Annotated in this window: 10 protein-coding genes; 7 read left to right on the forward strand and 3 right to left on the reverse strand. The window is 58.8% G+C overall.

Features of this window, described 5'->3' with window-relative positions:
- Together ALQ04_RS26725 and ALQ04_RS10665 are read left to right on the forward strand one after the other, a co-directional pair.
- A partial coding sequence (locus tag ALQ04_RS26725; RefSeq protein WP_221033399.1) for a hypothetical protein occupies positions 1 to 306 on the forward strand: 306 nt, incomplete at its 5' end.
- 77 nt (positions 307 to 383) lie between these two features.
- The gene (locus ALQ04_RS10665; protein ID WP_147466583.1) at positions 384 to 4,961 is read left to right on the forward strand and encodes a neuraminidase-like domain-containing protein; all 4,578 of its coding nucleotides are present in this window, start codon (positions 384 to 386) and stop codon (positions 4,959 to 4,961) included.
- Here ALQ04_RS10665 and ALQ04_RS10670 read toward each other — a convergent pair.
- Positions 4,954 to 5,310, reverse strand: a complete 357-nt coding sequence (locus tag ALQ04_RS10670; protein WP_122315731.1) for a hypothetical protein — start codon at positions 5,308 to 5,310, stop codon at positions 4,954 to 4,956. The genes ALQ04_RS10665 and ALQ04_RS10670 overlap by 8 nt on opposite strands.
- Positions 5,311 to 5,757: 447 nt before the next feature.
- Here ALQ04_RS10670 and ALQ04_RS10675 point away from each other — a divergent pair, with 447 nt between their 5' ends.
- A complete protein-coding gene (locus tag ALQ04_RS10675; protein ID WP_122315732.1) occupies positions 5,758 to 10,614 on the forward strand; it encodes an NAD-glutamate dehydrogenase in 4,857 nt (1,618 codons plus the stop codon).
- A gap of 72 nt (positions 10,615 to 10,686) precedes the next feature.
- Here ALQ04_RS10675 and ALQ04_RS10680 read toward each other — a convergent pair whose 3' ends face one another.
- Both ALQ04_RS10680 and galE read right to left on the reverse strand, forming a co-directional pair.
- Positions 10,687 to 11,694: an aldo/keto reductase gene (locus ALQ04_RS10680; RefSeq protein ID WP_122315733.1), complete on the reverse strand. Its 1,008-nt coding sequence runs from the start codon at positions 11,692 to 11,694 to the stop codon at positions 10,687 to 10,689.
- 249 nt (positions 11,695 to 11,943) lie between these two features.
- Positions 11,944 to 13,023 carry a UDP-glucose 4-epimerase GalE gene (gene galE / locus ALQ04_RS10685; RefSeq protein WP_122315734.1) on the reverse strand — a complete coding sequence of 360 codons (1,080 nt, stop codon included), beginning with the start codon at positions 13,021 to 13,023 and terminating at the stop codon, positions 11,944 to 11,946.
- A 331-nt stretch (positions 13,024 to 13,354) separates the two neighbouring features.
- Here galE and ALQ04_RS10690 point away from each other — a divergent pair, with 331 nt between their 5' ends.
- Genes ALQ04_RS10690 through ALQ04_RS10705 form a run of 4 tightly spaced genes read left to right on the forward strand, consistent with a single transcriptional unit; the run spans position 13,355 to position 18,531 of the window.
- Positions 13,355 to 14,455, forward strand: coding sequence for a glycosyltransferase family 1 protein (locus ALQ04_RS10690; protein WP_259644988.1), 1,101 nt, complete (start codon positions 13,355 to 13,357; stop codon positions 14,453 to 14,455).
- A complete protein-coding gene (glf, locus tag ALQ04_RS10695) occupies positions 14,443 to 15,645 on the forward strand; it encodes a UDP-galactopyranose mutase (protein WP_122315736.1) in 1,203 nt (400 codons plus the stop codon). Before ALQ04_RS10690 ends, glf begins: the two co-directional genes overlap by 13 nt.
- Positions 15,632 to 16,780 carry a beta-galactosidase gene (locus tag ALQ04_RS10700; protein ID WP_122315737.1) on the forward strand — a complete coding sequence of 383 codons (1,149 nt, stop codon included), beginning with the start codon at positions 15,632 to 15,634 and terminating at the stop codon, positions 16,778 to 16,780. Before glf ends, ALQ04_RS10700 begins: the two co-directional genes overlap by 14 nt.
- Entirely contained in the window at positions 16,777 to 18,531 is a 1,755-nt protein-coding gene (locus ALQ04_RS10705; RefSeq protein ID WP_122315738.1) for an ABC transporter ATP-binding protein, read from the forward strand. The genes ALQ04_RS10700 and ALQ04_RS10705 overlap by 4 nt, the downstream gene beginning before the upstream one ends.
- The last annotated feature ends 5 nt before the right edge of the window (positions 18,532 to 18,536 follow it).

Raw genomic sequence — 18,536 nt, forward strand, 5'->3', positions numbered from 1 at the left:
GTGTATAGACATCGCGTGGAAACATCTGGGTATTTGCTTTTAAATAATACGGGGCATGGGTCGGAGGAGATGGATGTTCCGCAGGGTTTTTCTGTGGTGCTTGGCTTTGCTGTTGAAGTTCAGAGGTGGCAAGCATCGATTTCAGTGGATATTAAACGCAGTGGTTTAATGAAGGGAGTTATGGCAGCTCCGATCGCTTCAGGATTGGCAGTCGGGGATTGGGTAGTCTGTTCACGCGCTACACTTCTGAAAGGTCATCTTGTTGTTGTGCCGAGTGGTTGTTTTGTTTCTCTGATGAGCCAGTAAGTTAAACTTGGTTTTAGTGTTCATGATCTCATGATGTTTCGGTAAGGCTGACATTAGCCAGGGATGAAGGTGTTGAAATGATTAATGGAATAATCGCCACGCTTGAAGAACAACGCCGCGACGCCCTCGTTGGTTATTATCTAGGCCAGCTTGTTCCTTCAAATGCAACCTCGGCCCCCTTGGGCCTGACCACGCCTGACGATTTATACGAATACTTGCTGATCGATAATCAGGTCAGTGGGGAGGTGGAAACCAGTCGTGTTGCGCAAGGCATCGCCAGCATTCAGCAATATATCAATGCCATCTATCACGGTATGGAGCCGGGATACACACGTGGTTTTGATGAGGACCGCTTACGGCTCTGGCGCGAAGGCATGAGCGAATACAGTGTCTGGGCCGGTTACCAGATGATCGAGGATTACCCGGAAAACTATATCGACCCGACACTGCGTCTGGGCAAGACCAGTCAATTTCAGGCATTCGAGTCGGAGTTGGGGCAGAGTCGAATCAGTAAAGATAATGTAAGCTCGGCACTGAAAAACTACCTAGACAGTTTTGAGAATATTAGTAATCTGCGTGTGGTCGCCTGCTATGTTGATGGCGAAGATTTTAGACACGCCGACTACTATTTTGTAGGTCGAAAAAACGTCGAGCCTTTTGATTACTACTGGCGCGTGGCGAACATCGATCTGGCGCTAGAGAGCACTGGGGTGTTGCCCTCGGCGTGGGGTGAGTGGAAAAAAATCGATGTCGCTTTCGATGCGAAAGTGCAGCATGTCCGTCCGGTCGTGGTCGAGGGGCGCTTGCATTTGGTCTGGGTGGAGCTTGGGCAGGCTGAAACCAACGATGAAGGTATCAAGACCGGCAAGTATTTTTATCGTGCCAGAATGGCTTATAAATTCATCTCGGATAGGTGGTCACCGACGACGCTGATTTATGAGGGGCTTACCGATAAGACCAATCTCGATGCCCGCGACGGAAGTGGAAACAGTGTCCTGGCTGGTCGCTTTACACTGATGGCCAGTATGGATGTGCGATTTGTCGGCGAGCCTCGCATGATTGTTTGCTTTCAGTACAGAGCTGACATCAGTGCACTGGAAGTAACGGCAGAGCCTGAGCAGTTTTTGCTGGTGTTCGACAGGCTCTTCAATAGGGTTCAGCTGGACCATGCCGAGGAAATGCAGTTGTATGCGATTGCCATCACTATGCTGGCTACGAATCCAGCGCGTGCGCAATATCCGATAGGGGGAAGATATCTTGATGGGCGCAGAGAGTGGCAGTTGGAGGGCGTAACCTGGAACACGGCTGGCGATAATGACATCCCGGAAGGCGGTGTTAACCAATCGCTTGAGCTTGCGGTCACGTTGCATAGTTCTGAAGCGGCGTGTTCGCTAGATGTGCAAGGTATTTGTAACGCAAAAAGATATCGGCGCAGCGAGTTTTCCTTGTTTCTCGCAAGTAATCGGAAATATGGCAATGATCTTTACCAATTTACTGTCCGAGGTAGTCAATCAGGATTTTCTCTGGAAGTAAGGATCATCTGTAATTACGCGAATGCATCTGTACCCATAAGTGCGAGTGGCGCTTTAACCAGGTTTGGCGATTTGGTGGCGGGTTTTAATCCCTCCGATTTTGACTGGATCGTACTTGAGCCTGGTTACCGTACCGTTTATCAGGCAATCAAGGCTTTAACCATTGATCCTGAAACGTTTGCTGCACCGACCGCCGAAGAATTAAGAAACGGGGCCCAGTTCACTATGAATTTTGCGGGGCCACTTCCCATGGCAAATCCAGCGAACCAGTACAGTGAAACACTCGTCGCAGCCGTTCAAGATTTCGATATTTGGGAGTCATCCCCCGCCGTGTCTTGTCAATTGGTGCTCAACGGTGCGGCCAGAACGCCGGTGGAGTCCATACCCTGGACAGGCGATGAAGTTGTAAAGACCCTGCGCTTTGGCGCTTTGCCCAAGGGGTCGGGGTATGGGTATAACGAATTTCACGTCGCCAGATTCATGAAGCCCGAGCCAGTGCCGCTCATTGTTACCACGCCTGACGGAGGGCAGTTCCTGGATCTGGCGGCGCTCGAGCTGCCCTTATTACGCTACGTGCGCATGAACACTACATTCGCCAAGGAACTTGTGAAAAGGGCTGAGCTTTCGCTGGAAAACGTATTGAGTTGGGAGGCGCAGCATACACAAGAACCACCCGCTCCCGGCGGTGCGAAAGTGCTGCTGGATTTCAAGGGGGCCAACGGTCGTTATTTCTGGGAGCTGTTCTTTCATGTGCCGCATCTGGTTGCCCAAAGGCTGCACGCCGAGTTCGATTATCTGGGGGCGGAAAGCTGGCTGCATTACCTGTTCAATCCTCTGGAACGCATCGCGCCTTTATACCCTCCACCTGTAGCAGAGCATTTCTACTGGACCAGCCGTCCGCTGACCTTTGAAAACGATCCAGCATATGAGTGGGGCGGGCTCGGCGATCCCGATGCCATCGCCTACGGCGCGCCATCCCATTACCGCAAGGCTATCTTCGTCTTTTACCTGAATAACCTGATTGCCCATGGCGACATGCTTTACCGGCAATTGACCCGCGATACGCTGAATCAGGCGCAGCTCCTGTATGTCCGTGCCGCTTCGCTGCTCGGGCCGCTTTCCAAAGGTCGCAGTATCAGCCGCTGGACCCCGATGACCCTGCAAGAAGCTGCCGCGCATGACGAGACGCTGTTCGCCGACTTCGAGGCTTCGGGGCTAGAGGGGTTGAACAGTGACATACCGAATCATTCTGACGGGCAGCTCTGGCTGCATCTGCTGGATGCGCCGTGGTTTCGTCTGCCGGTCAACAACAAGCTGCTCGATCTCTGGGAGCGGCTGGCACTGAGGCTCTACAACCTGCGGCATAACCTCAGTCTGGATGGCAAGCCGCTTGCGTTGCCTCTCTACGCTCCTGCGGCAAACCCGACCGACCTGTTGCGTGCCCAGGCAGCGGGCGGTGGCAGTGGCCAGCGGCGTCTGGGTTCGCTGGCGATCATTCCTCCGTATCGTTTCAGGGCCATGTTGCCGCGGGTACAGAATGCCGTCGAAACACTGATTCGCTATGGCGAGCAACTGCGCGGTTATATGGAGTTGCGTGATCGTGCCGATCAGGAAGAGCTGCAACAGGCCCATGTACTGGAACTGTCGGTGTTCACCGAAACCCTGCAGATGCAGATGATCGAGCAGGCAATCAAGTCCCGTGAGGCTCTGGTGGGCAGCCGTGCGGCCATTGAGTCGCGCAAGGAGTATTACCGTAAACTTGAGCAGGAGGATGTCAGCCAGGACGAGAGTCGGGCAATGGAATTGCATAATCAAGCCAAATTCATGGATATGGGGGCCTTGGGAATAACAATGGTGGGGCATGCTCTTGATGCCGCTGTTCCGACCATTTTCGGTACCTCAAACGGCGGTATACGTCCTTCCGGATTTGCCTTTGCCGCGGCAACTGCCGTTCAGATCGCCACGTTAGGAAAGTCCAAAGATGCAGACCTGCTCTTGATGAGCGAACAGTACCGCCGTCGGCGTGTCGAGTGGCAGTTCCTGGCCCGTCAGGCCGAACAGGATCTTGAAGCCCTCGATCAGCAGATCCAGGTGCAGGATATTGCCATCGAGGCAGCCAGGACCAGCCTGGCGCAAGCCACCAAGGCCCAGGAGCAGGCGCAGGTCTACTACACCTTCCTGAAAAATCGCGCCACGGGTCCGGCGTTGTATCAATGGTTGATTGGCCAGATGGCGACCCTGTATTTCCAGGCCTACGATGTGGTGCTATCGATGTGCCTGGGCACCGAGGCTTGCTGGCAATACGAAATCGGCGATCGCGATACCCGCTTCGTTCCGGTCAATGCCTGGGCGGATAATCGCTATGGGCTGACGGCGGGCGAGATGTTGAAGCTGGGCCTGTTGCAGATGGAATCGGCATTTCTGTCCCGGCATGAACGGCGACTGGAGCTGAGCAAGACGATATCCCTGAAAACCCTGCTCAAGGACTACGATCCCGGCGCGCAGGCCTGGAGCGCTGTGCCCCGGATAACCGGTTGGGAGGCGGTGATTGCGCAACTGGAAACCACGGGCGAGATTGTTTTCGACCTGAAATCCTCGTTGTTCGACAAGGATTATCCGGGCCAGTATCTTCGTCAGTTGGTGCGCGTTTCGGTCTCGATTCCCGCAGTGCTGGGGCCGTACGAGGATATTCACCTCTTGTTGACCCAGCAGACCAGCAGTGTGTTGTTGAGCCCTGACATCGGTGGTGTGCGTTATTTCTACAAGGAAGCGGGCGAGTTGCCGCAGGACGAGGGCGAGGTCGACCCGACGCATATCGTGTTCAATCCCAGAGCCAATCAGCAGATCGGTATTTCCAGTGGGGTCGACGACCATGGCATGTTCATGCTCGATTTTGGTGATGAACGCTACTTTCCGTTCGAGGGTACCGGTGCAGTATCGCGCTGGACCCTGAGTTTCCCGCGTCACGAATCAGAGCGGCAAAAGGCAATCCTGGGCTCACTGAGCGATATCATCCTGCACGTCAGATACCTTGCCGTGGACGGTGGCAAGGTATTCAACGCCGAGGTGGAGAAACTGGTGAAAACAGTGGAAGAGGGCGAGTCTTCCAGAGGGATCAATTGAGATGGCTTTCGAGTGTGCCGACGTCCTTGAGCAGGGTCAGCAGGGTCGTGTGCACTTCGCTCAGATCATCGGCCGCAGTGGTATGCAGAATCTCGTAGCGGGTATCGCCACCCAGGGCTTCTGCATCCTCGGCTGAAATCTCCACCACCAGCTGTTTATCGTTCAGGGAAACCTTCAGGCTGGTCACATACACCGTGTCATCGCAGACGGTGATCTCGACTTCATCCTCATCCGGAAAACGTGCCAGGGAAAACAGCTCGTTGTTTTCGTCATGGCAGCAAAGCAGCGCCATGTCGTCGTTTTCGTCGTCGCAAGGGTTGGCGAGTAGCAGGGCAGTCTTGGTTTGCATGGCAGAATCCTGGCTGGGCTAGGGGACGATAGTGCCACAGTAATGTAGGAAAATTATCAGGTAATTCTTCCTGTGCAGGATGTTTCCGGAAGAGGTCGTACATCCAGAGCATTTGTGTCGTCCGAAACCATGTGTTCCCGGATAAAACCGGTCCTGCAGGGATTGTCTGACGGCTGCTGTTCCTGGATGTCCGAATATGTCGCAGCTCTGTAAGTATCCGCAAGCGTGCTCTCTTAAGCTGCAATCAGATGAGCGGTCAAAGAACTGCTCCTTCGCGCTTCGATCCCTTTTTCCGGATCGAATGTGACGACTCGTTCGCGGCAAGCGTTATTTCTTTAGCTTTACACTCTGCCATGCTGTGCCTCTGCCCGTTACATCCCGGTGCAGTCTGGTACGAGACACTTCCATCAAGCTTCCTCCTTATAAAAGCAAAGCGGAGTACCACAGATGGCGTTCTTCACCGCAGCCAGCAAGTCCGACTTCCAGCATCAACTGAAATCGGCACTGGCTCAGCACATCAACGAACAGGCATTGCCACAAGTAGCGCTGTTCGCTGAGCAATTCTTCGGCATTATTTCCCTGGATGAACTGACCCAGCGTCGTCTTTCCGACCTGGCAGGCTGCACCCTGTCCGCCTGGCGCCTGCTGGAGCGTTTCGAGCATGGTCAGCCTCAGGTACGGGTCTACAACCCCGATTACGAGCGTCATGGATGGCAATCGACTCACAGTGCCGTCGAAGTGCTGCATCATGACCTGCCATTCCTGGTCGACTCGGTACGTACCGAACTGAACCGTCGCGGTTACAGCATCCACACCTTGCAAACCACCGTATTGAGTGTGCGCCGCGGTGCTGCCGGTGAGTTGCTTGAACTGCTGCCCAAGGGCACGACCGGCGAAGGCGTGCTGCAAGAATCGCTGATGTATCTGGAAATCGACCGCTGCGCCAACACTGTCGAGCTGAGTGTGCTGGCACGCGAGCTGGAGCAGGTGCTGGGTGAGGTCCGTGCTGCGGTAGAAGATTTCGAGCCAATGAAAGCCCGTTTGAACGAGCTGCTGGCAAGTATCGACACCAACGAATACAACGTCGATGAGCAGGAAAAGGCCGAGATCAAGGTCTTCCTGCAATGGCTGGTGAACAACCATTTCACCTTCCTCGGCTATGAAGAGTTTGAAGTCCGTGGCGAAGGCGACGGCGGCCAACTGATCTACGACGAATCGTCGCTGCTGGGCCTGGCCAAGCTGCTGCGTCCGGGGCTTTCCAGCGAAGACCTGCATATCGAAGGCTATGCGGTGAATTACCTGCAGGATCCGACGCTGCTGTCGTTCGCCAAGGCCGCGCATCCAAGCCGTGTCCATCGTCCGGCTTATCCCGACTACGTTTCGATCCGTCAGATCGATGCCTCGGGCAAGGTCATCAAGGAATGCCGCTTCATGGGCCTGTACACCTCGTCGGTGTATGGCGAGAGCGTGCGGCAGATTCCGTACATCCGCCGCAAGGTCGCGGAAATCGAACGTCGTTCCGGTTTCGATGCCAAGGCGCACCTGGGCAAGGAACTGGCCCAGGTTGTTGAAGTGCTGCCACGCGACGATCTGTTCCAGACCCCGGTGGACGAGCTGTTCAGCACCGTGATGTCCATCGTGCAGATCCAGGAGCGCAACAAGATTCGCGTGTTCCTGCGCAAAGATCCGTATGGCCGCTTCTGCTACTGCCTGGCCTATGTACCGCGTGACGTGTATTCCACCGAAGTGCGGCAGAAGATCCAGCAGGTATTGATGGAGCGCCTGAAGGCCAGCGACTGCGAGTTCTGGACCTTCTTCTCCGAATCGGTTCTGGCCCGTGTGCAGTTGATCCTGCGCGTGGACCCCAAGGTCAATCTGGATATCGACCCGATCCAGCTGGAAAACGAAGTCATCCAGGCCTGCCGTTCGTGGAAAGACGATTACTCCAGCCTGGTGGTCGAGAGCTTCGGCGAAGCCCACGGCACCAATGTACTGGCTGACTTCCCCAAAGGCTTCCCGGCAGGTTACCGCGAGCGCTTCGCCGCGCACTCGGCTGTGGTGGACATGCAGCATGTGCTGAGCCTGAGCGAAGCCAATCCGTTGGTGATGAGCTTCTACCAGCCGCTGGCGGGTGGCCGTCAGCAGTTGCACTGCAAGCTGTACCACGCCGACACGCCGCTGGCGCTCTCGGACGTGCTGCCGATTCTGGAAAACCTCGGCCTGCGCGTGCTGGGCGAGTTCCCGTACCGCCTGCAACATGCCAATGGCCGTGAGTTCTGGATTCACGACTTTGCCTTTACTTACGCCGAAGGCCTGAACCTCGACATCCAGCAGCTCAACGACACGTTGCAGGATGCCTTCGTGCATATCGTCAGCGGCGATGCCGAGAACGATGCCTTCAACCGTCTGGTATTGACCGCCGGCCTGCCATGGCGCGATGTGGCGCTGCTGCGTGCCTATGCCCGCTACCTGAAGCAGATTCGTCTGGGCTTCGACCTGGGCTATATCGCCAGCACCCTGAACAACCATACCGACATCGCCCGCGAACTGACCCGGCTGTTCAAGACCCGTTTCTATCTGGCGCGCAAGCTGGGTTCCGACGATCTGGACGACAAGCAACTGCGTCTGGAGCAGGCGATTCTTACCGCTCTGGACGATGTTCAGGTGCTCAACGAAGACCGCATCCTGCGTCGTTATCTGGACCTGATCAAGGCGACCCTGCGCACCAACTTCTACCAGACCGACGCCAACGGCCAGAACAAGAGCTACTTCAGCTTCAAGTTCAATCCGCGCCTGATTCCCGAGCTGCCCAAGCCTGTGCCGAAGTTCGAGATTTTCGTCTACTCGCCGCGTGTCGAAGGCGTGCACCTGCGCTTCGGCAACGTGGCCCGTGGCGGTCTGCGCTGGTCGGATCGTGAAGAAGACTTCCGTACCGAAGTGCTGGGCCTGGTAAAAGCCCAGCAAGTGAAAAACTCGGTCATCGTGCCGGTGGGCGCCAAGGGTGGTTTCCTGCCGCGTCGCCTGCCGCTGGGCGGCAGCCGCGATGATATCCAGGCTGAAGGCATTGCCTGCTACCGCATCTTCATCTCGGGTCTGCTGGATATCACCGACAACCTCAAGGAAGGCGTGCTGGTACCGCCGGCCAACGTGGTGCGTCACGATGACGACGATCCGTATCTGGTGGTTGCGGCCGACAAGGGCACCGCGACCTTCTCCGACATCGCCAACGGCATTGCCATCGATTACGGCTTCTGGCTGGGTGATGCCTTTGCTTCCGGTGGCTCGGCCGGTTATGACCACAAGAAGATGGGCATTACCGCCAAGGGCGCATGGGTTGGTGTGCAGCGTCACTTCCGTGAGCGCGACATCAATGTCCAGCAGGACAGCATCAGTGTGATCGGTGTCGGCGACATGGCCGGTGACGTGTTCGGCAACGGCTTGCTGATGTCCGACAAACTGCAACTGGTCGCGGCCTTCAACCACCTGCACATCTTCATCGATCCGAACCCTGAGCCGGCCAGCAGCTTTGCCGAGCGTCAGCGTCTGTTCAATCTGCCGCGTTCGGCCTGGACCGACTACGACACCAGCATCATGTCGGCAGGCGGCGGTATCTTCCCGCGTAGCGCGAAGAGCATTGCGATCACCGAGCAGATGAAAGCGCGCTTCGACATCAAGGCTGACAAGCTGACCCCGACCGAACTGCTGCACGCGCTGCTCAAGGCGCCGGTCGATCTGCTGTGGAACGGCGGTATCGGTACTTACGTCAAGTCCAGCGAAGAAACCCATGCCGATGTGGGCGACAAGGCCAACGATGCACTGCGCGTCGACGGCAACGAGTTGCGCTGCAAGGTGGTGGGCGAGGGCGGCAACCTGGGCATGACCCAGTTGGGCCGTGTCGAGTTCGGCCTCAATGGCGGCGCGACCAACACCGACTTTATCGACAACGCCGGTGGTGTGGACTGTTCCGACCACGAAGTGAACATCAAGATCCTGCTCAACGAAGTGGTGCAGGCTGGCGACATGACCGAGAAGCAGCGTAACCAGCTGCTCGAAAGCATGACCGACGAGGTCGGCAACCTGGTGCTTGGCAACAACTACAAGCAGACCCAGGCGCTGTCCCTGGCAGCACGTCGTGCCTATGACCGCATCGCGGAATACAAGCGCCTGATGAACGACCTCGAAGGTCGCGGCAAGCTGGATCGCGCCATCGAGTTCCTGCCGGCCGAAGACCAGATCGCCGAGCGGGTTGCAGCCGGTCAGGGCCTGAGCCGTGCCGAGCTGTCGGTGCTGATTTCCTACAGCAAGATCGACCTCAAGGAAGCGCTGCTGGAATCCCGCGTGCCGGATGACGATTACCTGACCCGCGACATGGAGACGGCGTTCCCGCCGTCGCTGAGCGCCAAGTTCTCGACCGCCATGCGTGCCCACCGCCTCAAGCGCGAGATTGTCAGCACCCAGATCGCCAACGATCTGGTCAACCACATGGGCATTACCTTTGTGCAGCGGCTCAAGGAGTCGACCGGCATGAGCGCGGCCAATGTGGCGGCGGCCTACGTGACCGTTCGCGATATCTTCCACCTGCCGCACTGGTTCCGTCAGATCGAAGCACTGGACTACAAGGTCCCGGCGGAAATCCAGCTGTCGCTGATGGATGAGCTGATGCGTCTGGGTCGTCGTGCCACGCGCTGGTTCCTGCGCAGCCGTCGCAACGAGCTGGATGCCGGGCGTGACGTCGCGCACTTCGGTCCGCACCTCGCGGCGCTGGGCCTCAAGCTCGATGAACTGCTGGAAGGACCGACCCGTCACGTCTGGCAGGCCCGTTACGAAGCCTATGTCGAAGCCGGTGTGCCCGAGTTGCTGGCGCGCATGGTTGCCGGCACCAGCCACTTGTACACCCTGTTGCCGATCATCGAAGCTTCCGACGTCACCGGGCACAATGCTGCCGACGTGGCCAAGGTGTACTTCGCGGTAGGTAGCGCACTGGACGTGACCTGGTACCTGCAACAGATCAGCAACCTGCCGGTGGAAAACAACTGGCAGGCACTGGCTCGTGAAGCGTTCCGTGACGATATCGACTGGCAACAGCGGGCGATCACCATCTCCGTTCTGCAAATGCCGGAAGGTCCGGCAGGCGTGGAAGAGCGTCTGGCCCTGTGGCTGGAACAGCACTCAGTGATGGTCGAGCGCTGGCGCGCCATGCTGGTCGAGCTGCGTGCGGCCAGCGGCACCGACTACGCCATGTATGCGGTCGCCAACCGGGAGTTGCTGGATCTGGCAATGAGCGGGCAAGCCGTCGCGGTCTGATGGTTTAGCGTCGTTGTAATGAAAGCCCTGCATTGCGAGATGCAGGGCTTTTTTTGCTTCAGGTCGTATACGCTAGGCAATGATCCTGGAATGAGGCGCATCTGGTTCATAGGCCGATAATCTTCCCGGCCCGGAAGGATCCAGGCGGCTAACCATATCCAGCTTGCCGACCTGTTCATGCGAGAGCTTCACTGACAGTGCACCGAGGTTGTCTGCGAGTTGCTGCCCGGAGCGTGGCCCGATGATCGGAACTGCCCCGTGTGTGCCTGCCCATGCAATCGCGACCTGGCCAGCACTGACGCCGTGTTCGCCCGCAATCTCCAGAACTGTATCCAGGATGAGCGTGCGCTGTGCCGAGTTTTCCGCCTGGAATACTTTGCCGCCAAAACCTTCGGCGCGACCCTTTTCACCTTGCCGGTATTTGCCGGTCAGCATGCCGCCTCCCAGGGGAGACCAGGTCACTACGCCAAGTCCCAGCGCGTTTGATGCCTGAAAAAGGTCGGCTTCGGGCTCGCGATGCACCAGGCTGTGTTCAAACTGAGCGGCTGCGATAGGCAGCGCGTGGGTGAGCTCGGCTAATGTGACCGCACGGGAAAGTCGCCATGCCGGGAAATTCGAGAGGCCGGCGTACAGGATTTTTCCCGCACGCGCCAAATCCTCGAAGCCTCTGACGATTTCTTCAATGGGGGTTACACCGTCTGGATGATGTGCCCAGTAAAGATCGATCCGGTCTGTCTTGAGGCGTTTCAGGCTGGCCTCTACCGAGGTCACCAAAGCCCTACGGCTGTTGCCTGTGGCGAGTCGATTATTGCTGGCTGCTGCGCCGTTGGTGAATTTTGTGGCGAGTACGAAATTGTCGCGGCGCCCCTCAAGCAGGGAGCCAAGCAATTCTTCGGACTGTCCGAATTGATAAGTGTCAGCGGTATCGATGAAGTTGCCACCAGCTTCTGCGTAAGCGTTGAAAATCGCCTTGCTGGTATCGGGATCTGCTCCATAACCCCAGCCAGTGCCGAAATTTCCCGTGCCCAGTGCGAGTTCGGAAACGCTGAGACCGGTATTGCCAAACGTTTTGTAGTTCATGCCTATCTCCACAGGGTGCGTATCGTGCTGGTGTCGACGAATGCTGCGATTGCAGGTAATCAGGGCTTGAGCCTCAAGCTACGCCATACACAATCGGGCGAGTTCCCGGGGATGATGGACTCGGGTCTCGCTGGGTCCTCGCCGTTCGCTCCAGCGCTGGCGCGGTCTGATACGTAGCTGCAACGGCTTATGATGTTGATCATAATCATAGATGTCAATGCTTTGATTATGATCGACATCAGAGTGTGTTCAGGTAATGCCGGGATACTCTCCCGCCAACGAAACGCCGGGTATCTGTGCCTGCACCGTAGCCAGCCCGTCTTCGTAACCTTCGGGGCTTGTGCACTGCCAGTGCCAGGCATCGCGCAGCATGGTTTCCAGGTCATGGCGGGCAACCCAGCCCAGTTCCCGCTGAGCCCGGGACGGATCGGCCCAGCATTGCGCTACGTCGCCCGGACGCCGTTCGCACATTTGCACCGGCACCTTCATGCCCGTGACTTTCTCGAATGCACTCACCACTTGCAGCACCGAATGGTCGATGCCGGTGCCCAGATTCCAGGCGCGGACTCCGTTGTGGGTGCGCAGGTAGCGCAATGCATCGAGGTGTCCGGCGACCAGATCCTGCACGTGGATGTAATCCCGTACGCCACTGCCATCCACCGTCGCATAGTCGCCGCCATATACCGGCAGCACCGGCAACTGACCGTCGGCCACGCGCAGCAGGTAAGGCAACAGGTTGTTCGGCGTTGCGCCGGGCGATTCGCCGATCAGCCCCGAGGGATGGGCTCCGACCGGATTGAAGTAGCGCAACAACGCAATGCGCCAGCGCTGATCGGCACGCGCCAGACTGCCGAGCACCTGTTCGGCCATGAGCTTCGACTGGCCGTAGGGATTGGTGGGGCGTCCATGCCGTGCCTGCTCGGCGATGGGCATCTTGCGACAGCCGCCATACACGGTCGCCGATGAACTGAACACCAACGTGAAAACACCGGCCGCCGCCATCGCCAGGCACAGGTTGATGCTGCCTGTGACATTGGTGTCGTAGTAATGCAGCGGTTTGCGCACGCTTTCAGCCACTGCCTTGAGACCGGCGAAATGCAGCACCGCCCGGATCGGATAGCGCAGGAACAGTTTGTCGAGCAAGTCACGGTTGCGCACATCGCCCTTTATCAACGTCGGACGATGACCACAGATCTGTTCGATCCGTGTCAGCGCGTGAGGGCTGCTGTTGCAGAAATTGTCCAGAACCAGCACATCTTCGCCTGCTTCCAGCAGGGCGAGCACAGCGTGGGCTCCGATGAAACCAGCACCACCGGTCACCAGGATCATAGAGTCACCTTCGCATCATCAATGGAATAAACGGGTTGCGATCGCTGTTGCGCTATAGCGAAAGGCCTGCGCGCATAAATGGATCGCTTACCTGATAACGAAAGAAAGTTCTGGTCACCGGTTCCGGGAACTTGCCGGGCGGTCATGTCACTGGTCGGCCACCGCCATATACCGACTGAACGCTCGCCGTCGCGTACTCGTCCATAAGTCTGGGCCGGCTGTCTCGCTCAACGCCATGACACCACTCTTCTGGAGATAACCCATGATTCCAAATCCTGCTGCATACCCCATCGCAGAGTCTCTGGCCCAGGACACAGAAGCCGTCGCCAGCATGCGGCCATTGCTCATTTGCCTTTCCCATTTGCGTTGGGGGTTCGTCTATCAGCGTCCCCAGCACCTGATGACGCGCATGGCACGGCGCTACGATGTGCTGTTCTTCGAGGAACCGTTGACGGCCGAAGGTGAGCAGGCTCGTTTGCAGTTGTTTGTTCAGGACAACGGCGTCACGGTTGCGACGCCTTACCTGCCCGCCGGGCTGGATGCCGCACAGACCGAGCAAAAGCTGCGTGAATTGCTCGATGACTATTTGCTGCGCAATCCTCGTGATGTGCTGTTGCGCTGGTACTTCACGCCCATGAGCCTGGGTTTCAGCGAGCATCTGTCGGCCCGCGGCACGGTCTATGACTGCATGGACGAACTCTCCGGGTTCAAGGGCGCGCCGCCGCAGTTGCTGGAGCGTGAGCGTCGCCTGATGGCGCTGGCTGATGTGGTTTTCACCGGCGGCGTCAGCCTGTGGGAAGCCAAGCGCGCCCAGCACGGCAATGTCCATGCAATGCCCAGCAGTGTCGATATCGAACACTTCGCCAGCGCCCGTCAGGCGTTGCCCGAACCTGCCGATCAGGCGGTCATCGCTCATCCGCGGCTGGGATTTTTCGGGGTGGTCGACGAGCGTCTGGACCTGGGGCTGCTCGAAGGCCTGGCCAGGCAGCGCCCCGACTGGCAACTGGTGATCCTTGGCCCGGTGGTCAAGATCGATCCGGCCAGCCTGCCGAAACTGCCCAATATTCACTACCTCGGCGCCAAGGCCTACAGTGAACTGCCTGCTTACCTGAGCGGTTGGGATGTGGCGCTGATGCCTTTCGCCCGCAACGACGCCACGCGCTTCATCAGCCCGACCAAGACTCCTGAATACCTGGCAGGTGGTTGTCCGGTGGTCAGCACACCGATTCGCGATGTGGTGCGCACCTATGGCGCGTGCCCGGTTGTGCATATTGGCGAAGACGTGCCGGGATTCATCGCCGCCATCGAGGTTGCCTTGATCCAGCGCCAGGACCCTGAAGCGTTGTGTCATCTGGCCGATCAGGCCCTGGCCGGAATGAGCTGGGACGCTACCTGGAACGCCATGATGGAGCACATCGCATGCCTCGCCTGACACTCGCACAGGCCCGGGAGCGTGCCGGGCAATTCCAGGAGGAGGGCGACGCGCCCTTCTACGACTATCTCATCGTCGGGGCCGGTTTTGCCGGCAGCGTCCTGGCCGAGCGGCTGGCCGAAGGGCTGGGGCTGCGGGTGCTGCTGATCGATCGTCGCGAGCACATCGGCGGCAATGCCTACGATCATCTGGACGAAGCCGGAATACTGGTGCATCGCTACGGCCCGCATATCTTCCATACCAACGCGCAGCGAATCGTCGATTACCTGTCGCGCTTCACCGAGTGGCGACCTTACGAGCATCGGGTGCTGGCTCAGGTGCGCGGGCAGCAGGTGCCGGTGCCGATCAACCTGACCACCCTCAATCGACTCTACGGCCTGGAGCTGGACGAGGCCGGCGCCGAGCGCTTTCTGGCCGAACATGCCGAGCCTGTCGACCCTGTATGCAGCGCTGAAGATGTGGTGGTCGGTCAGGTCGGGCGCGAGTTGTACGAGTTGTTCTTTCGCGGCTATACCCGCAAGCAATGGGGGCTCGATCCGGCGCAGCTCGATCGTTCGGTCACTGCCCGGGTACCGGCGCGCACCAACACCGATGATCGCTACTTCACCGACAGCTTCCAGATGATGCCGCAGCAGGGCTACACCGCGATGTTCGAGCGCATGCTCGATCATCCGCGCATCGATATCCTGCTGGGCGTGGACTTCGCTGCGCTCGACCACCTGTTGCCGCGCGGGCATCTGGTTTATTGCGGGCCGGTGGATGAGTATTTCGGTCATTCGCTGGGGCGACTGCCTTACCGCTCGTTGCGTTTCGAGCATCGGACCCTGGCACAGGAACAGTTCCAGAAAGTGGCGGTGCTCAACTATCCCGATGAAGCCGTGCCCTACACCCGCATCACCGAATACAAGCATCTGACCGGCCAGCAGCATGCGCACACCAGCGTGACCTACGAATATCCCTGCGCCGACGGCGATCCCTATTATCCGGTGCCGGCAGCGGAGAATGCCGAGCTGTATCAGCGTTACCGGATACTGGCCGAGTCTACCGAAGGCGTCACTTTTCTGGGGCGACTGGGCACTTACAAGTACTACAACATGGATCAGGTAGTGGGCCAGGCGCTGGCACTCTATCAACGTATTGCCCAGACCCGCGGCGCAACTGCCGAGGGTTCGTCCCATGAGCGAGCCTGAAAACTTTGCCAGTTTTCTCATGGGGGGCTTTGAATGCACCAGCAGTCGTCGGGGTGACGGGCGACGCCTGGACCTGATCGCCGCAACCGGTCATGAACGTTGGGCCGAGCGGGATTATCGGCGCCTGGCCGGTTATGGACTGCGCACGGTGCGTGACGGGGTGCGTTGGCACCTGATCGAGCCGCATGCCGGATACTACGATTTCAGCAGTCTGGAGCGGCTGTTGCTGGCCGCTGCGCGAACCGAAACCCAGGTGATCTGGGATCTTGGCCACTACGGCTATCCGGACGATCTGGATATCTGGCGACCGGTATTCGTCGAGCGTTTTGCGCGCATGGCCCAGGCGGTGGCCAGGCGGGTTCGCGAGTCCAGCGATGCCGTGCCGTATTACTGCCCGATCAACGAGCCGTCTTTCTGGGCGTGGGGCGGGGGCGAGGTGGGCTACTTTTACCCGCTGGGACACAAGCGCGGCACCGAGCTCAAACACCAGTTGGTGCGCGCCAGTATCGAGGCCATGGCCGCCATTCGTGAAGTCGATCCGCGAGCGCGTTTCATCCATGCCGATCCGCTGATTCATGTGCGTGCCATGGGGCGGCGGCCGGGTGATATCCAGGCCGCCGAGGCCTATCGTCTGGCCCAGTACGAAAGCTGGGACATGCTCTGCGGACGGAGCTGGCCGGGGCTGGGCGGTCAGGAAGACTTCCTGGATATCCTCGGCGTGAACTTCTATCCGCATAACCAGTGGTATTTCGGCGGGCCGACGATTCTGCTGGGCGAGCCGGACTTTCGGCCTTTGGCCGGCATGCTGGTGGAAGTGTATGTCCGTTACGGGCGCCCGCTGTTGATCAGCGAAACCGGTGCCGAAGGCAGTGCGCGTGGCCCATGGCTGGATTACGTCGGCGAGCAGGCGATTCTGGCGCTGAACAAGGGTGTCGATCTGCGTGGGCTGTGCCTGTATCCGGTGCTCGACTATCCCGGCTGGGATGACGACCGTCACTGCACCAGTGGCCTGCTCGGCTATGCCGACGCCCACGGTGTTCGCCCCGAAGATCCGCCGACCCGTGAAGCCCTGGCACGGATTGCGTCGCGCCTGCCCGATCCCCGAGTGCACACTCTCAAGAGGCCGCGAACATGAACGTCGCGCAAAGTGTGCCACCCAGCCCAGAGGCCGGACGCTTCCTGTGGGGTTACGCCAGGCGTCGGCCATGGGCCTATGGCGGCGTCGCGACGCTGGTGATTGCCGCTGCCAGTTGTGCGGTGGCGGTGCAGTACGGCATGAAACTGCTGGTCGACAGCATGGGCGCAGAGGGTGATCGCGCAGGAGTCTGGTTTGCCTTCGGGGTATTCATTTTCCTGATCGCCATCGAAAATCTGTTCTGGCGCATGGGTGGCTGGCTGGGCTGTCGCACGGTAGTCGCCAGTTGCGCAGACATGCGGGTTGACCTGTTCAGCCATCTGACCGGACACCCGATGCGCTATTTCGCCGAGCACTATGCCGGTGCTCTGGGCAGTCGCATTTCTGCCACGGGCGCGGCAGCGGGGCAGATCTACAGTGCATTGTTATGGAAGATCATTCCGCCCTGCATCGATTTTCTTGGCGCGGTGGTGATACTGGCCACGGTACGGATCCAGATGGCTATCGCATTGGTGGCGTTTGTATTTCTGGTGGCGGCGATCATCACTTTTTTCGGCATTCGCGGACGCAGCCGTCACCAGCACTATGCGGCCCAGGCGGCCAGCGTCGGTGGCGAACTGGTGGATCTGGTCAATAACGTCTGGACGATCAAGGCTTTTGCTGCACGCGAGCGCGAGCGCCTGCGCCTGGATGCGAAGATCCGCACTGAAGCGCGGGCCCAGAGCCGTAGCTGGATGTATGTGGAGAAAGCGCGGGTGCTGCACGACCTGTGTCTGGCGAGCATGGCGGGGACCATGCTCGCCTGGTCGATCCTGCTCTGGACCCGTGGCGCAGTCAGTATTGGCGACGTAGTGATGGTCAGTGCGCTGACGTTTCGTATCCTGCATGGCTCACGCGATCTGGCCCTTGCACTGGTCGAGACCAGCCAGCATATGGGGGCCATCGGTGACACTCTGGCAGTGATCGCCAAACCCTATGATCTCAGCGACAACGAACAGGAATGGGCCGTGCCCTCCGGCGCCATCGAGCTGCAGGATGTCGGCTATGCCTATCCAGGCGGGCGCAAGGTGCTGAACGGGCTGACGCTGCGCATCGAGCCGGGGCAGCGAGTCGGCATCGTCGGGCCGTCCGGTGCTGGCAAGACCACACTGCTGGGCCTGTTGCAGCGTCTGGATGATGTCAGCACCGGCTGCATCCGCATCGATGGCAGCGACCTGCGGCAGATCAGCCAGGACAGCCTGCGCCGACAGATCGCCGTGGTGCCGCAGGAGCCGACGCTGTTCAATCGCAGCATCTACGAAAACATCGCTTATGGACGGCCCGAGGCCACACGCGAAGAAGTGCTCGCCGCGGCTCGTCATGCGTATTGTCAGGAATTCATCGAGCAATTGCCCAAAGGCTACGAAACCCTGGTGGGGGAGCGTGGCGTGATGCTCTCCGGCGGCCAGCGCCAGCGTCTCGGCATTGCCCGGGCCTTTCTCAAGAACGCCCCGATCCTGCTCCTCGATGAAGCCACCGCCGCGCTGGACTCCAGTTCCGAAGCGGTGATCCAGACCGCGCTGGGCGACCTGATGCGTGGGCGCACGGTATTGGCCATCGCTCATCGGCTGACGACCCTCACAGGCTTTGATCGGGTGTTGGTGATTCAGCAGGGCAGCATCGTCGAAGACGGTCCCCCCGACCGGCTACGTAACGCAGGCGGTTTGTTCCAGACACTCTGGCAGGCTCAGGCGATGGGACGGCAGGGGTGAATTGA

It is taken from the genome of Pseudomonas cichorii (assembly GCF_003700275.1).
Taxonomy (GTDB): Bacteria; Pseudomonadota; Gammaproteobacteria; order Pseudomonadales; family Pseudomonadaceae; genus Aquipseudomonas; species Aquipseudomonas cichorii_B.

Bases quoted from the DNA above. Each gene is read 5' to 3' on its own strand.
- galE (WP_122315734.1), bottom strand. From the start codon at position 13,023: ATGATCCTGGTGACCGGTGGTGCTGGTTTCATCGGAGCCCACGCTGTG.
- glf (WP_122315736.1), top strand. From the start codon at position 14,443: ATGCCTCGCCTGACACTCGCACAGGCCCGGGAGCGTGCCGGGCAATTC.
- ALQ04_RS10670 (WP_122315731.1), bottom strand. From the start codon at position 5,310: ATGCAAACCAAGACTGCCCTGCTACTCGCCAACCCTTGCGACGACGAA.
- ALQ04_RS10675 (WP_122315732.1), top strand. From the start codon at position 5,758: ATGGCGTTCTTCACCGCAGCCAGCAAGTCCGACTTCCAGCATCAACTG.
- ALQ04_RS10665 (WP_147466583.1), top strand. From the start codon at position 384: ATGATTAATGGAATAATCGCCACGCTTGAAGAACAACGCCGCGACGCC.
- ALQ04_RS10680 (WP_122315733.1), bottom strand. From the start codon at position 11,694: ATGAACTACAAAACGTTTGGCAATACCGGTCTCAGCGTTTCCGAACTC.
- ALQ04_RS10700 (WP_122315737.1), top strand. From the start codon at position 15,632: ATGAGCGAGCCTGAAAACTTTGCCAGTTTTCTCATGGGGGGCTTTGAA.
- ALQ04_RS10705 (WP_122315738.1), top strand. From the start codon at position 16,777: ATGAACGTCGCGCAAAGTGTGCCACCCAGCCCAGAGGCCGGACGCTTC.
- ALQ04_RS10690 (WP_259644988.1), top strand. From the start codon at position 13,355: ATGCGGCCATTGCTCATTTGCCTTTCCCATTTGCGTTGGGGGTTCGTC.